Below are 13,741 nucleotides of genomic sequence, written 5' to 3'. Positions count from 1 at the left end.
CGCTCCGACTGGAGGCCGAGATGGTCGCCGAGGGGCAGGAACTGGGCAACCCGAACATCCCCGTAAACGAGGGGGTCCTCGAGGCGGCTGTCGGGCAAATCCGTGCCGACGGCCACGAGTCTGCGTGGGAGGTGATCGACGGGCGAGCGCTCAGTCCCCAGGCAGTACAGAGTACACTCTCCAATCGTCTGGATTCCAGTATAGGGCAACGGGGAGTCCGATTCGGAAACTGGGGGGTTCGAACTGTCAGAGGCCTCCCCGATCCCACTTGACAATTATCCCGAGGACGGAATAACCCCCAGTGTTAGGAGCATCCTCACAGATCGCTCAGTAGCCGCGGCCACTGAACAGGAGGGGTCGCGATGACGGACGATGTCGATCGGATCGCTCGCGACGCCCGGGGGCTGGTCGAGGGCGTCCGCCGGCAGATGGCCACGCAGGCCCAGCACCTCGTCGGCGCTGAGATCGAGTGTGGATGTCGACGACACTTGTCTGAGAAATCGATAAATGTGCCGACACTGGCGACAGAGTTGGGGGAATATACATTTTTACGAGTTAATAGTGGGAGAAGCTGAATACACTCACACAACATGTATGTGTATTGATCGAGATGTTCGTGGTGCGGGCACAGCGCCCGCACCTCTGACAGCCGCCGCTGCCGGCCATGACGAAGTGCAGGTCGGCGGTGGTTCGCCGCTGGGGTGCCCTCCCCAGCGGATTTTACAACTCGAATAGTAATTGATAGGTACTATTCTATACCGGCGGTTCGATACGCTTGATGCGGGCTGTCAGAGGCACCACAGCGGCCGTCAGTGGGTCCATTCACGGTATTTGGGGTTGTTCTTGTCCTGCACAACCCCACTCCACCGGCGACGTTTCACAGTTAGACGCGTGTACCAGAATCAGTTTACGCATCACGCAGGTAGCCTCCGCTGCGGACGCCGCTGGAGCCATCACTCTCGGCGTGTCCGCCATCCCCACACCCCCACCATCTGCGCCGGGTGTTTTCACCCCGGCGCGCTACGTCGCGAAGTCACCGAGCCCGTGCCGCTCGTGGTCGTGAGCCAGTCCACGGCGAGAACGGCGTCGAGGACGTCCGGTACGAACTCCTCGCGAGGGACACCGTGTTTCCAGTGAACCCGGCGACGATGGAGTGTCACGAAACGGCCGAGGATCGGGCCTACGAACGTGGGAGCTATGCGTTGCGGCCCAGAGGGTTCTGGAGCGAGGAGACGGCGACGGAGCAGTCCTTGCGTTGCATCCAGTTGGCGACGACCGGTCGGCCTCGAAGGTATCGCTGGAGTCAGCTATGCGACGGCGTGCTTTCTGGACCCCATCGGCGAAATTCTGCGGGTCGTCGAGCGCCAGATCACCCCGTCGAACGGTACTTACTACAAACTCCATATTGGTAGACCTATCTGTTCCACTACCTCGGTTCGGACGGCGAGTGACGATCGATGCCGTCCGCTGGGGATTGATTTTTGTAGTCGCCGACGGGACTGTCGCCCATGAGTCGGAAGCGAGTCCACGTCTACGTCTCAGGACAGGTACAGGGCGTCTACTACCGGGCGACGACGCGAGATACGGCCCGCGAACACGGCGTCGATGGGTGGGTGAAGAACCTCGACGACGGCCGCGTCGAAGCCGTCTTCGAGGGCGACCCGGACGCCGTCGACGCGATGGTCGAGTACTGTCACGAGGGAAGTACGCGGGCGACCGTCACCGACGTCGAGGTCGACGAGGAAGACCCGGAGGGGGTGGACGGGTTCGAAGTTCGCTGGTAGCCGACGCGTCGGCCGTCGCGCGGTCCCCCTATCGTTACCACGGTGGCGGGCGAACCGCCACGCATGCTCACTGGCTCAGAGATGGGTGTCGTCGACGAGAACGCGGCGGCGCTGGGCGTGCCGCGCAAGCAGTTGATGGAGTCCTCGGGCAACGCCGTCGCGGGGGCGGTCCGGGACCTCGCCGACCCCGGTGCGAGTGTCACTATCGTCGCCGGCCGCGGTAACAACGGCGGCGACGCCCTCGTCGCCGCGCGCTTTCTCGACGACTACGACCTCCGAATACTCTTGCTCGGCCGCCCCGAGACGATCACGACCGACATTTCCCGAGAGAACTGGAACGCCCTCCAATCGGCGGAGTATCCGACCGAACAGGTCCGCGACGCCTCGCAGTTCGACCTCGGTGACCCGGACATCGTCGTCGACGCGATGCTCGGCACTGGCATCAACGGGGCGCTCCGAGAACCCGAGGCCACCGCAGCGGCGGCGACGAACGCGAGCGACGCGGCGGTTCTCTCGGTCGACGTGCCGTCCGGCCTCGACGCCGAGGACGGCACTCTCGCCGAGAACGCCGTCGAGGCCGACCACGTCGTCACGTTTCACGACACGAAACCCGGCTTGTCCGACCTCGACGCGGGTGTCACCGTCGCCGACATCGGCATCCCCGAGGCCGCCGAACTGTTCGTCGAACGTGGCGACCTCCGGCGACTGACGCGGGACCCGGCCAGCCACAAGGGCGACAACGGGGAGGTACTGGTCGTCGGTGGCGGCCCCTACACCGGTGCGCCGGCCCTCTCGGCGCAGGCGGCGCTTCGCGGTGGCGCGGACCTCGTCCGCGTCGCCGCGCCGGAACTCGTCGCCCGGGAGATTCAGGGGTACAGCGAGAACCTCATCGTCCGGCCATACGACGGCGAGATGCTCGCACCGCCCCACGTCGACCGTCTCGCCGCCCTCGCGGCCGACCACGACACGCTCGTCCTCGGGCCGGGACTGGGCGACGCCGACGCGACGCTCGCTGCCGTCACAGACCTCCTCGAACGGTTCGACGGCACTGCCGTCGTCGACGCCGACGCCCTCTCGGTGGTTCCCGACGTCGAGACCGACGCCGACCTCGTCTGTACCCCCCACCAGGGCGAACTCGTCGGGATGGGCGGCGAGACGAGCGACGACTGGCGCGAACGCGCGGACCTCGTCGAGTCGTTCGCGGCCGAACTCGGCCATACCGTGCTCGTGAAAGGCCCCTACGACGTTATCTCCGACGGCGAGCGGACCCGCGTCAATCGCACCGGCAATCCCGGGATGACTGTCGGCGGTACCGGCGACGTGCTGGCGGGCGTCACCGGCGCACTGGCCTGTGTGCAGGAACCGCGCCACGCCGCGGCTATCGCGGCCCACGCCGTCGGCGCTGCGGGTGACGCGGTCGTCGACGAACGGGGGTACGGACTGGTCGCGACCGACTTGCTCGACGAGGTACCACCGGCCTTGTGGGCGGACGACGCCGACGACTGACGGCAGTTTCGACCCCCGGCCGGCAGTGTGTGATCGCTCGCCCCCGTCGTCTCGCGGCGCGAATCTATCTGCGAGACAACTAGTAACAACCGATTTACACGAACTCTCCCTCTGCGTAGACCATGCGCGCCAGTTCGCTCGCGGTGGCGGTCGCAGTCCTGGTCGCCCTGAGTGGCTGTGCCGGTCTCTCTCAGAGCGGTGCGACGACGCCGACCGAGACGAGTACGCCGACCGAGACACCGACCGCACAGCCGACCAGCGCGGAAGCGACCTACACCCAGACGCCACACATGGGATGTCAGCCGGGCGCTATCGAGAAGAACGGCACTTGCCGAGTGGTCACCTCCGACTCGAACGCCGAGATATTCGGCGCCGAGAACCTCTCGGCGATAACGGCGACGAACACGACGATAAACGGGACGCCGGGGTATCTGGCCCGACCGGCCGACAATGGGACGTACCCCGCCGTCGTCGTGATTCACGAGTGGTGGGGCCTCAACGAGAACATCAGGCACATGGCCGACATCCTCGCCGGCCACGGCTACGTCGTCTTCGCCGTCGACCTCTACGACGGTCGCGTGGCGACCAACGCCTCGTACGCCGCCGAGCTGTCCGGCGAGGTCCGGGACGATCCCGACGAGGCCGTGAGGAAGATGAGCCGTGCCACCGCTGGCCTTCGAAACCGATCGGACACGACGAACCGCGTCGCCAGTCTGGGGTGGTGTTTCGGCGGCGGCCAGAGCCTCCAGTTGAGCCTGAGCGACGCCGACCTGAACGCGACGGTCATCTACTACGGGACGCTGACGACGGACGAGACGACGCTGCAGCGCATCGACGGGCCGGTGCTAGGCATCTTCGGGTCCGAAGACCGGGTCGTGAGTATCGAGAGCGTCCGCGCGTTCAACCGGACGCTGGCCGACCTCGGCGTCGAGACGGAGATACACGTCTACGAGGGCGCCGGCCACGCCTTCGCCAACCCGAGCGGTGAGCGTTTCCACCCGAACGCGACACAGGACGCGTGGTCGAAGACGCTTCGCTTCCTCGACGAGACCATCCGCGAGAGCGACCGAAACACGTCGTCAGGCTGACGCGCCCACCAACTCACCGGCTTTCGAACGAGACTGCTCGACGATGGCCGGCCGGGCCTCGAACTCGATGACGACTTGGTCACCGTAGTCGACGTCCTCGACGACGGCGTGGTCGTGAATCCACGACACCACGCTCATGGTCTCCTCGGTCATCGGCAGGACGAGGCGCTCGCGTTCGTAATCGGGGAGTTCCTCGTCGATGCGAGTGGCCAACTCCTCGATGTTCAGCCCCTCTTTGCCGCTGACGGCCACGGGGTTGGGTGCGAGTTTCGAGAGCGCCGCACGCTTGCGCTCTACCGCCTCGTCGTCCACCTTGTCCGTCTTGTTCAACACCGTGACGATGGGGGCCTCGTTGCGCTCGTACAGCGTGTCGTGGCTCGTCACCAACTTCTCGCGTATCTCCTCGACGGACTCCGAGACGTCGACGACGAGTAAGACGAGGTCGGCCCGGTATACGGAGTCGAGCGTCGACTTGAACGACTCCACCAGCCAGTGGGGGAGGTTCTGGATGAACCCGACGGTGTCGGTGACGAGTACCTCGCGTTTGCCCACCTCGGCGCGGCGCGTCGTCGTCCCCAGCGTCGTGAACAGGCGGTCCTCGCTCTCGGCGGTCGTATCGAGGTCGGGGTGGAGGTCCTCGTTCTCGTCGACCTCCAGATCGTCGGCGAGGCGGCGCAACAGCGTCGACTTCCCGGCGTTCGTGTAGCCCGCGAGTGCCACGAGGTCGAACCCGGACTCCCGGCGCTGTTCGCGCCGGTGTTGCTCGGTCTCCTCGATGGATTCTAACTCGTCTCGGATGTTCGCTATCTGCTTTTTGATGTCCTCTTCGCGGCTCTCGTCGTACTCGCCCAGCCCCATGAATCCGGGGCGCTCGTCGCGTTTCGCGAGGCTGGCCTTCGCCTCGGCACGCGGGAGTTCGTAGCGTAGTTCCGCCAGTTCGACCTGTAGCTGTGCCTTCCGGGTCTGTGCCCGCTGGCCGAATATCTCGATGATGAGGCGGAATCGGTCCATGACCGTGACGCCCTCGGGGAGTTCGTTCCCGATGTTGTACGTCTGGTAGGGCCCCAACTGGTTGTCGAAGATGACCGTCGTCGCTCGTTCTCTGGCGACCGTGTTGCTGAGTCGCGTCACCTTCCCCTCGCCGAGGTGGTAGGCGGGGTCTTCGGTCCGCGTCTGGGTTATCTCGCCGACCACGTCGTAGCCGGCGGCCCGCGCGAGGTCACGAATCTCCTCGGTGTCGGCCGTGCCACTGTCGACCCGTTTCGCGACAACAGCCCGGTCCGTGGTGTGTGTCGCCGTCACTCGCCAAACACTACGCTGTCCGGTTATTTAATCTGCAGGGTAGGGGGGCATCGAATCGGGGACGGAACCGTTGTTAGCACAAAGGATTTAAAACGTCCCAGTCAGGTATCCAGTATGGTAGAGTTTGCTCTCCAGATGGATGGACTCGGCCTCCAGCAGATGGGGTTGGAGTTCGGGGCTGGCGGCCTCATCGGCGGCATCATCGGCTTCGCCGCCAAGAAGGTCGCGAAACTCATCGCGGTCATCGTCGGCCTCGAACTGGCCCTATTCAAGTTCCTCGAAACGCGAGGCATCCTCGAAGTGAACTGGCAGGCCATCGGCGGGGCCGCACAGAACGCCACACGAGGCGCGACCGACACCGCGGCCGGCCAACCGCCCTCGTGGCTCATGTCGATTCTCTCGGCGCTGCCAGTCAGCGCAGGCTTCACCGGCGGTTTCCTCGTCGGCTTCAAGAAGGGATAACGCTCGGCGCGGTTCTGTGACCCCGGTGTCCGCTATCCGCGGGTACTGATGTCGTCTTCGTCCTTGATGATGCGCGTCTCGGCCTCGCCGCTCGTGTTCTCGTTGACCACGTCGTAGAAGTCGTTCTGCATCCCCGCCGGGAACGTCAACACGCCGACCCACGAGCCGTCGGCCTGCCACTCCTCGCGTTCTAAGTCGCCGAACTGCCGAATCTTCGCCTGCGCGCTGCCTGCGTACTCGGCCGGGACCTGCACGGCGACCGTGACCTCGTCGAACCGAATCGGGATGACCGGCCGCAGGGCGTCTAGCGCGTCGTCGACCTGCGTCTCGACGGGTTCCATCGGGTCGACGCGGAAGTCCGTCTCCTCGAGGGCCGATTCGATGCGCTCGGGGGGGTGTGGCGCGTCGTCCATCTGCGGGTTGACGGCGTTGCGGGTGATGCGCTGGATGAGTTGTTTGTGCTTTTGCTCTTGCATCTCCCGGCGCTGGTCGGCCGTTATCTGTATCTCACCCTGTTTGATGACCTCGGGGATAATCTCCATTGGGTCTGTCGTGTCGAACACTTCCTTCAGGCTCTCCTCCGGCGGTCGGTCGCCGCGAGAGGCGTCCTCGAAGATGTCCTCGGCGGCGATGACGTCCTCCAGTTCGCCCTCGAACTCACCGCGTTTGATGGCGAGGGCTGCGTCGGGGTCGACCAGTACCTCGAACCGCTGTCCGTGGGTCTCGAGGCGCGCCGTCACCGCCTCGTCAAGCGATATCATACCTGTCGGTAACGGTGGGTCGGTTAAAGGCCTTACTGCGTCGGGCGGTCAAACGGTCGCTCGAAACCCCGTTGGCGGCCAGAACCCGGGACGGCCGGAACGCTACTCTTCGTCTTCGGATTCGTCGGCCTCGTCCTCGGTGGCGAGCAGGTCCGCCTCGGCGAGGTGGGTCGCTTTCTCCTCGTCGGAGAGTTCTCGGAACGTCTCGGTTTCGACGTCGATGACGGCGATGCCGATGCCCTCGGGGGCGAGGCCGTCGTCGTTGACCGACGCGAGCGCCGCGAGTGCGAGGTCGACGCCAGCGTCCAGATCCATCTCCTCGTCGTAGTGGGCTTCGAGGTAGTCGCGGATGTCGCCGCGGTCCGCGCCGACTGCGAGCGCCTTCCACTCGTAGGGGGTGCCCGACGGGTCCGTCTCGTAGAGACGGGGTTCGCCGTTGGCGATGCCGGCGATGATGAGGGCGACGCCGAACGGGCGGGCGCCGCCGACCTGCGTGTACTGCTGGATGTAGTCGGTGATCTCCTTCGTGAGCGTCTCGACGCCGACCGGTTCGCCGTACCGGAGCTGGTTGACCTGCGCCTGTCGGCGGGCGAAGTCGATGAGCTGTCGCGCGTCGGCGACGTGGCCGGCCGAGGCGATGCCGATGTGGTCGTCGGCCTTGTGAATCTTCTCGACGGACGACCGCTCCATCAGCGGCGAGCGGATGCGCTTGTCGACGGCGAGGACGACGCCGTCACTGGTTCGGATGCCGATGCTCGCCGTACCCCGTTTGACCGCCTCACGGGCGTACTCTACCTGATAGAGACGTCCGTCCGGAGAGAAGATAGTAATCCCGCGGTCGTACGCCTGCTGTTGATTTTGTCCCTGCATAGTTATCGGAAATCGAGGTCTGTCGCGCCCACGAACGTGTGGTCGGTGCGCACGTCGACTCGCGTCTCGCGGGCGACGGCGCGCCGTTCTGCGTTCTCGAACACGACGTGTCTCTGTTCGAACGGTTCCGCCGGCCCGCGTATATATTTTTCTTCACAGGCGCGTACGGTCCCGCTCGTGCCCGTCACGCGCAGGCCCACTGGCACGCCGTCGACCGAACCGATACAGGCCAGTGCCGCCCGTGCGGCGTCGGTCTGGCCTCGGCGGACGCGGACGATGGCGTGACCGAGACCGTCGTCGTGTTCGAACCGGAGGACGGTAGCGTCGGCGTCGGCGCTGCCGGTGTCGCCGAGCAGGTTCTGGGCCGCGTACCACACCTCGCGCTGGAACGCCCGGCGGTCCACGTCGGCGTCGGGCCACGTTTCGAGTTCGACGGCGAGGTAGCGCCACCGTGGCTGGAGGTGTTTCGGGAGGTGTTTCATCGCCCGCCCTCCGCCGCTGACTGTCGCATACCTAGCCTTCGGGTATCGGCGTAAAGAACAGTGCGGTGTCGTCGCCGGTCAGCGCAGCGTCGAACCGAACCTGCTAGCGCTGTCCTCGGACTCGACGTCGGGTTCTTCGAGACGCTCTATCGGGTTCCGGACGAGTAGATAGGCGACCGCCAGTCCCATGCCGACCGTCTCTACGAGGACGATCGGATCAGCGGCGAGTACCGCAGAGACGCTGAGGCCGGAGACGACGACGAACGCGGCGATCGCGGCGAATCTGGCCCAGACCGCGCCGTCTACGAACCCGCCAGTGACGACACCGAGCATGACGCCACAGCCAACTGTCAGCGCTATCGAGTCGGCGACCAGCATCGAACTCCCCACCGACTCCGTCACCATCGCTAGGGCACCGCCGAGGAGGTACTTGGTGCCGACGACGCCGGCGAGCGAGGCGAGAACAAGGGCACCGAACGTCGGACGGGTCTCTGACATACATCCGAAGCCGACCCGCTCGCAAATAAATCCACTAGGTCGTTCAACCGGTCGACAGTGTCAGCCGTCGGTCTCGTCCAGTCGGACCCCCGGTTCGACGAACGAGTCGTCGGTCAACCGGCGGTTTCGCTCGACGAGGTGCCCCCACGCTTCGAGGCCGCCGCGTATCTGGTCCGCTGTGAACCCAATCCGCTCGCCCAACGCGATGAGTTCCCGCGGCCCGCGGAGTTCGAGGTGGCTTCGCGGGTCCGCCGAGACGACGTAGGGGGCGTCTGCGTCCTCGATGAGTTCCCGTAACTTCCGCAGGTCCTGCAGGGCCCGAACGCGACTCCCGCCGCTGTCTCGCAGCACCGGTCCCAACGAGAATTCGACGCGGACGCCGTTTTCGGCCGCCGCGTTCGCGAGGACGTGGTTGAAGTCGCCGTCGTCTCGCATCGGATGGGCCAGCACGTCGACTGTGGGGTTCTCGACGGCGAACCGATTGATGGCCCTGTCGCCGCCGTGGACGACGACGACAGTGCGTTTCGAGCGGTGGTTCCCGACGAGACCGCTGGCCTGTGAGGTGGTGTCTGCCCGCACTTCGACGCCATCGGCGACGTCGATACCGTACGCGTCGGCGACCGCCGCCGCGTCGTAGTCCGCGGGGTCGTCACCGTGGTTGCGGACGACGATACCCTCGAAGCCGTACTCGGCGGCGGTGAGCGCCTGTCTGGCGACGGTACTGTCGCCGTCCGGGTGCGCGTGGACGGCCTCGTACATCACAGTTCGTCGAGCAGTTCGCGGGCGTTAGCGACCGCCTTCTCCCGCTTTGCGGGGTAGGCTTCGACCTTCGCCCGCAGTGTGATCCCGTCGCCGCGGCGAACCTCGCCGCCGAAGGCGGCCTGTTTGTCGAAGGTGAGAAAGAACGAGCAGTTGTCGTCGACCCTGTCGTCGAGTTCCGCACGCACGTCGTCGATGTCGTCGAGCGTCGCCACCTGCGAGAGGACGTGGCGCACGTCGTCGGCGTTCTCGATGCGGGCCGAGAGGACGACGATGCGGTCGCCGTAGTGGCCCTCGCTCTCCGTCCGCTCTAGCTCCCAGTCCTCGGGGAGGAACGTACGCAGGGCTTCCTCGACGCGTTTCTCGTCCTCCGTGGCGTAACAGAACGTCCGGAGGTCGACGTAGTGGAACGGCACCGACGACATCGGGGCCTTACTCCTCGGCCGCTTCGAGGTTGTCTTCGGGGACGCCCTGTTCCTGGCCGTCCTCGAAGGAGACGGTGTAGTTGGCGTCGCCGAACATCGTCTCGACGACCTGCGTGATAGTACCTTCCTGCCCGTCGTAGTCGCTGTGCTCGTCGTGGAGAATGACGCTGTCGTCTTCTTCGAATGCCATGCTCGGCGGTACTGGATGCCCGGTCAAAAAGGGACTGATTCGCCCCGACTGCCGCTGTCGGTCGCTCACCCGGCGTCGACCGCGGTCAGTCCAACTTGGTGTCGAAGGGTTATAGTGAATCTCACGCGTATCTGTGGGCATGACCGGTTCGTCTACGCTGCTCCAGTCGCTGTCTCCGTGCGGCAGATACGCCCCACGCTGCGGCCACAGATGACCACCGTCGACGACCTGTGGTATCTCGCTGACGTCGCCAGCCAGCAGGCCGAGCAGACCTATCACGCCCTGACGGAGCGACACGACGGGTTCGTCGAGTTCACCCGCCGCCGGCGGGTGCCTCGCCCGCGGTTCCGCACTGTCGCCGAGGACGCCCGGGACCACGGGGCGCCCTTCGGCGCGCATACCCTCGCGTACCGTCCCTCTGGCGAACTCCTCTTGGTCCGTCACGAGGGGGTCGACAAGTGGGTTCTGCCCGGCGGCGAACTCGACGGCGACGAGACGTTTCGGGAGGCCGCCATCCGCGAACTCGGCGAGGAGGGCGGTATCGAGGCGACTATCGAGGGTCTGGGGATGCTCGGCCGTGTAGAGTTCTACTGTGACGGCAACGACACGTGGGGCGTCCTCCCCGTCTTCGAGGCGCGTGCCGAGACCATCGATCCCTCCGTCGACGACCCGGACCACGAGATAAGCGCTGCCCGGTGGTTCGGCGAGTTGCCCGATGACACGCGGGACCGCGAGGAGATTCTTCGGTGGCGCGACCGGCGGTTCGACTGACTCACATCGCGGCCTCGGCGGACAGTGTGACCGTCGACGGGCGAGAAGTTACGACTCGTCCTCGGCCGCGTCCGGCGTCTCTTTCTTCGGGACTCTCGACTTCGCCTTCTCGACCACCGGTGCGGCCGACGCCCACTTCTCGCCGACGATAGCGCCGACGAAGGCACCGAGGCCGGCGGCCGTGCTCGCGGCGTTTCGCCCTACCAGGCCGCCCAGTGCGCCGCCGACGGCGCCACCGATTGCGGCGTACTTCGCGCGACTGACGGTTCGCTTGATTCGTGCTTTCATATACGACCCGACACGCGTCGGACGGAAAAAAGCATGCGCTGGCTACCGGCGATTACTCGGGACCGAACGACCGCCCCTCGCGGGCGTCGGCGTCGAGACGCCGGACCGTCGCGCGGGCGTTGCTGGCGTCGTAGCCGAACAGGACCGAGTGGCCGTACTCGGCGGCCACCTCGACGGCCTTCGAGAGGTCGTCGATGTCGACGTCGACGGCGTACAGTTCGATGCTGAACCGCGTGTCGAGTCGGTCCCGGAACCCCTTGGCCAGAATCTCCAGCCAGTAGGTCGTGGAGTAGGCCATGTCGTAGATGGGGACGACGAACTCGTCGACGTACTCGTCGACGGCGTCCACGTCGATGCCGGTCCGCGATTCGAGATGACCGGGATAGGGGTCGGGATACAGCGTGAGATAGAGGTCGCCGGGCACTCGCTCGCGGGCGTCGGCGACGAAGGAGGTGATGACGTTCGTCCGCCACGCCGCCCAGTCGTCGAACTCGCTGTCGGCGAACGTCCGTTCACACCGGTCGCAGTGGCAGTACTCGTCGCGCGGGAAGCCCACGTCGTCGAGGCGGACGTTCTCGTTGACGGTGGCGGCCTCCTCGACGATGTCCAGCAGTCCCTCGCGGTAGCGCTCGTGGGTCGGACAGACGTACGTCCAGTCGAAGTACGGTTCGTTCCGGGTGGCGGCGGTCCCCTCGTCGTCGAACGCCAGCAGGTCTTGCTCGCTCTCGACGGCGTTGTCGCCGAAACACGACACCATGTTCACCGCACCGGGGATGGGTTCCACGGCCCGGCCGGTGACGTCCTTGACCTCGTAGAACGCCCGGTCGAACTCCGACCACTCGGTCTCCTCCTCGTTGCGGGTGACGACGCCGTACATGGACTCCCGTTGGTCGCTGTTCCGGGTAAGGGTTCTGAAAAGGGTGGTTGAAAACTGTGCTGGGGACCCTCTGCCCTTACTTCTTCGCGAAGTAGACCAGTGCGAGGGCGACGATAGCGACGACGGCGAGTACCTTCTTCGACATCGCTTCTATATACGCAACTGGCTCATAAAGAACTATCGCCAGACTGTCGTCAGTCGTCGTCGGCCGGCGTGGCCTCGTCGACTGGCGTGCTGTCGTGAGTGCCGACTGGCGGTCGGTTCACTTCGGCGGCGGCAGACCCTGCGACGTCCGTTCGCTCGCCGTCCTCGGCCTCGATAGATTCCATCTCGCCCGCGTCGCGGGCGTCCTGATCGATGCGCATCGAACAGAACTCCACGCCGCACATCGAGCAGAAACGGGCCTCTTTGTAGTTGTCACCGGGGAGCGTCTGGTCGTGGTACGACCGGGCGCGCTCGGGGTCCAGCGCCAACTCGAACTGCTCGCTCCAATCGAAGGCGTAGCGCGCCTCCGAGAGGGCGTCGTCCCAGTCGCGGGCGCCGTCCCGCCCGTTCGCTACGTCACCGGCGTGGGCGGCGATGCGGTACGCTGCGAGGCCGTCGCGCACGTCCTCGCGGTCGGGCAGTCCCAGATGTTCTTTGGGCGTGACGTAACACAGCATCGCCGCGCCGGCACGGGCCGCCTCGGTGGCGCCGATTGCGCTGGTGATGTGGTCGTACCCCGGCGCGATGTCGGTCACGAGCGGGCCCAGCACGTAGAACGGCGCGCCGTCACAGACCTCCTGTTGGCGTTCTACCTGCTCGGCTATCTGGTCCATCGGGACGTGGCCGGGCCCTTCGACCATCACCTGTACGTCGTGGTCCCACGCCGTCCGTGTGAGTTCGCCGAGCGTGTCCAGTTCCGCGAACTGCGCCTCGTCGCCGGCGTCGGCCAGACAGCCCGGACGGAGGCCGTCACCGAGGCTGAACGTCACGTCGTACTCGGCGAATATCTCGCAGATCTCCTCGAACGTCGCGTAGAGCGGGTTCTGCATCCCGCTTTCCTCCATCCACTGGGCGAGAATGGACCCGCCGCGGGAGACGATGCCGGTCTTCCGGCCGTCGGTCAGGGGGAGGTGCTCCATCAACACGCCGGCGTGGATGGTCATGTAGTCGACGCCTTGCTCGGCCTGCTTCTCGATGACGTCGAGCAGTAGTTCGTGCGTGATGTCGGTGACGTCGTCGACTCGCTTGACGGCCTCGTAGATGGGTACAGTCCCGATCGGTACCGGTGAATGCTCGACGTTGGCCTCCCGGATAGCGTCGAGGTTGGCCCCCGTCGAGAGGTCCATCACCGTGTCGGCGCCGTAGTGAACCGCCGTGTGGAGTTTCTCTAGTTCGCCCTCGATGTCGCTCGTCTCCTCGCTGTTGCCGATGTTCGCGTTGACCTTCGTCCCGAACTCGCGGCCGATAATCATCGGGTCCAACGTGTCGTGGCCCACGTTGGCCGGAATCACGGCCTGTCCGTCGGCGACCTGCTGGCGGACGAACTCGGCCGCACAGTTCTCCCTCTCGGCGACGCGTTCCATCGCTTCCGTGACGGTTCCGTGTCGGGCGGCTGCCAGTTGCGTCATCAGATAAGCTAGTTATATCACTAGATTATAAATCCACCGTCCGGATAAAGCACCGCCAATTGTTG

General features: G+C 65.5%; 16 protein-coding genes. 5 read left to right on the top strand and 11 right to left on the bottom strand.

Annotated features, from left to right (window positions below; all coding sequences use genetic code 11):
• Positions 1-1,508 precede the first annotated feature (1,508 nt).
• The 3 genes from NDI85_RS04250 to NDI85_RS04240 all read left to right on the top strand — a co-directional run bounded on the left by NDI85_RS04250 (position 1,509) and on the right by NDI85_RS04240 (position 4,378).
• The gene (locus NDI85_RS04250; RefSeq protein ID WP_188994354.1) at positions 1,509-1,784 is read left to right on the top strand and encodes an acylphosphatase; all 276 of its coding nucleotides are present in this window, start codon (positions 1,509-1,511) and stop codon (positions 1,782-1,784) included.
• Between the two features lie 63 nt (positions 1,785-1,847).
• Positions 1,848-3,290, top strand: coding sequence for an NAD(P)H-hydrate dehydratase (locus tag NDI85_RS04245; RefSeq protein ID WP_310915018.1), 1,443 nt, complete (start codon positions 1,848-1,850; stop codon positions 3,288-3,290).
• Positions 3,291-3,412: 122 nt separating this feature from the next.
• Positions 3,413-4,378, top strand: a complete 966-nt coding sequence (locus NDI85_RS04240) for a dienelactone hydrolase family protein (protein ID WP_310915017.1) — start codon at positions 3,413-3,415, stop codon at positions 4,376-4,378.
• Here NDI85_RS04240 and hflX read toward each other — a convergent pair.
• Positions 4,370-5,680, bottom strand: a complete 1,311-nt coding sequence (hflX, locus tag NDI85_RS04235; RefSeq protein WP_310915016.1) for a GTPase HflX — start codon at positions 5,678-5,680, stop codon at positions 4,370-4,372. The genes NDI85_RS04240 and hflX overlap by 9 nt on opposite strands.
• Before the next feature lie 114 nt (positions 5,681-5,794).
• Here hflX and NDI85_RS04230 point away from each other — a divergent pair, with 114 nt between their 5' ends.
• Complete coding sequence (locus NDI85_RS04230; RefSeq protein ID WP_188994363.1) at positions 5,795-6,142, top strand: FUN14 domain-containing protein; 348 nt, start codon at positions 5,795-5,797, stop codon at positions 6,140-6,142.
• A 32-nt stretch (positions 6,143-6,174) separates the two neighbouring features.
• Here NDI85_RS04230 and NDI85_RS04225 read toward each other — a convergent pair whose 3' ends face one another.
• The 7 genes from NDI85_RS04225 to NDI85_RS04195 all read right to left on the bottom strand — a co-directional run bounded on the left by NDI85_RS04225 (position 6,175) and on the right by NDI85_RS04195 (position 10,127).
• Positions 6,175-6,903: a ribosome assembly factor SBDS gene (locus tag NDI85_RS04225; protein ID WP_188994365.1), complete on the bottom strand. Its 729-nt coding sequence runs from the start codon at positions 6,901-6,903 to the stop codon at positions 6,175-6,177.
• A gap of 102 nt (positions 6,904-7,005) precedes the next feature.
• Positions 7,006-7,773 (bottom strand): archaeal proteasome endopeptidase complex subunit alpha, encoded by a 768-nt coding sequence (psmA, locus tag NDI85_RS04220; protein WP_188994366.1) that lies wholly within the window; start codon positions 7,771-7,773, stop codon positions 7,006-7,008.
• Positions 7,774-7,775: 2 nt separating this feature from the next.
• Positions 7,776-8,255 (bottom strand): Rpp14/Pop5 family protein, encoded by a 480-nt coding sequence (locus NDI85_RS04215; RefSeq protein ID WP_188994367.1) that lies wholly within the window; start codon positions 8,253-8,255, stop codon positions 7,776-7,778.
• A 78-nt stretch (positions 8,256-8,333) separates the two neighbouring features.
• Positions 8,334-8,753, bottom strand: coding sequence for a hypothetical protein (locus NDI85_RS04210; protein WP_188994368.1), 420 nt, complete (start codon positions 8,751-8,753; stop codon positions 8,334-8,336).
• Between the two features lie 60 nt (positions 8,754-8,813).
• The gene (locus tag NDI85_RS04205; RefSeq protein WP_310915014.1) at positions 8,814-9,512 is read right to left on the bottom strand and encodes an RNase P subunit p30 family protein; all 699 of its coding nucleotides are present in this window, start codon (positions 9,510-9,512) and stop codon (positions 8,814-8,816) included.
• Entirely contained in the window at positions 9,512-9,937 is a 426-nt protein-coding gene (locus NDI85_RS04200; RefSeq protein ID WP_188994370.1) for an RNA-binding protein, read from the bottom strand. Before NDI85_RS04200 ends, NDI85_RS04205 begins: the two co-directional genes overlap by 1 nt.
• Before the next feature lie 7 nt (positions 9,938-9,944).
• Positions 9,945-10,127 (bottom strand): DUF1918 domain-containing protein, encoded by a 183-nt coding sequence (locus tag NDI85_RS04195; protein ID WP_166969410.1) that lies wholly within the window; start codon positions 10,125-10,127, stop codon positions 9,945-9,947.
• Positions 10,128-10,337: 210 nt separating this feature from the next.
• Between NDI85_RS04195 and NDI85_RS04190 the strand changes: the two genes are divergently transcribed.
• Positions 10,338-10,898: an NUDIX hydrolase gene (locus NDI85_RS04190; protein WP_188994371.1), complete on the top strand. Its 561-nt coding sequence runs from the start codon at positions 10,338-10,340 to the stop codon at positions 10,896-10,898.
• Between the two features lie 48 nt (positions 10,899-10,946).
• Here the strand turns inward: NDI85_RS04190 and NDI85_RS04185 are convergent, their stop codons facing one another.
• The 3 genes from NDI85_RS04185 to thiC all read right to left on the bottom strand — a co-directional run bounded on the left by NDI85_RS04185 (position 10,947) and on the right by thiC (position 13,676).
• A complete protein-coding gene (locus NDI85_RS04185) occupies positions 10,947-11,186 on the bottom strand; it encodes a hypothetical protein (RefSeq protein ID WP_310915012.1) in 240 nt (79 codons plus the stop codon).
• 52 nt (positions 11,187-11,238) lie between these two features.
• On the bottom strand, positions 11,239-12,063 hold the full coding sequence (locus NDI85_RS04180) for a hypothetical protein (protein WP_310915009.1): 825 nt from the start codon (positions 12,061-12,063) through the stop codon (positions 11,239-11,241).
• A gap of 194 nt (positions 12,064-12,257) precedes the next feature.
• Positions 12,258-13,676 (bottom strand): phosphomethylpyrimidine synthase ThiC, encoded by a 1,419-nt coding sequence (gene thiC, locus NDI85_RS04175; protein WP_310915008.1) that lies wholly within the window; start codon positions 13,674-13,676, stop codon positions 12,258-12,260.
• Positions 13,677-13,741 lie beyond the last annotated feature (65 nt).

It is taken from the genome of Haloarcula sp. S1AR25-4 (assembly GCF_031624555.1).
In the GTDB taxonomy this organism is placed as follows: Archaea; Halobacteriota; Halobacteria; order Halobacteriales; family Haloarculaceae; genus Haloarcula; species Haloarcula pellucida.
This window is presented reverse-complemented; position numbering and strand designations above follow the sequence as displayed.

Excerpts from the sequence above, each read along its gene's own strand:
- NDI85_RS04250 (WP_188994354.1), top strand. The coding sequence starts at position 1,509 with ATGAGTCGGAAGCGAGTCCACGTCTACGTCTCAGGACAGGTACAGGGC.
- NDI85_RS04190 (WP_188994371.1), top strand. The coding sequence starts at position 10,338 with ATGACCACCGTCGACGACCTGTGGTATCTCGCTGACGTCGCCAGCCAG.
- psmA (WP_188994366.1), bottom strand. The coding sequence starts at position 7,773 with ATGCAGGGACAAAATCAACAGCAGGCGTACGACCGCGGGATTACTATC.
- NDI85_RS04200 (WP_188994370.1), bottom strand. The coding sequence starts at position 9,937 with ATGTCGTCGGTGCCGTTCCACTACGTCGACCTCCGGACGTTCTGTTAC.
- NDI85_RS04195 (WP_166969410.1), bottom strand. The coding sequence starts at position 10,127 with ATGGCATTCGAAGAAGACGACAGCGTCATTCTCCACGACGAGCACAGC.
- NDI85_RS04205 (WP_310915014.1), bottom strand. The coding sequence starts at position 9,512 with ATGTACGAGGCCGTCCACGCGCACCCGGACGGCGACAGTACCGTCGCC.
- NDI85_RS04240 (WP_310915017.1), top strand. The coding sequence starts at position 3,413 with ATGCGCGCCAGTTCGCTCGCGGTGGCGGTCGCAGTCCTGGTCGCCCTG.
- NDI85_RS04230 (WP_188994363.1), top strand. The coding sequence starts at position 5,795 with ATGGTAGAGTTTGCTCTCCAGATGGATGGACTCGGCCTCCAGCAGATG.
- NDI85_RS04180 (WP_310915009.1), bottom strand. The coding sequence starts at position 12,063 with ATGTACGGCGTCGTCACCCGCAACGAGGAGGAGACCGAGTGGTCGGAG.
- NDI85_RS04210 (WP_188994368.1), bottom strand. The coding sequence starts at position 8,753 with ATGTCAGAGACCCGTCCGACGTTCGGTGCCCTTGTTCTCGCCTCGCTC.
- NDI85_RS04245 (WP_310915018.1), top strand. The coding sequence starts at position 1,848 with ATGCTCACTGGCTCAGAGATGGGTGTCGTCGACGAGAACGCGGCGGCG.
- NDI85_RS04185 (WP_310915012.1), bottom strand. The coding sequence starts at position 11,186 with ATGAAAGCACGAATCAAGCGAACCGTCAGTCGCGCGAAGTACGCCGCA.
- thiC (WP_310915008.1), bottom strand. The coding sequence starts at position 13,676 with ATGACGCAACTGGCAGCCGCCCGACACGGAACCGTCACGGAAGCGATG.
- NDI85_RS04215 (WP_188994367.1), bottom strand. The coding sequence starts at position 8,255 with ATGAAACACCTCCCGAAACACCTCCAGCCACGGTGGCGCTACCTCGCC.
- NDI85_RS04225 (WP_188994365.1), bottom strand. The coding sequence starts at position 6,903 with ATGATATCGCTTGACGAGGCGGTGACGGCGCGCCTCGAGACCCACGGA.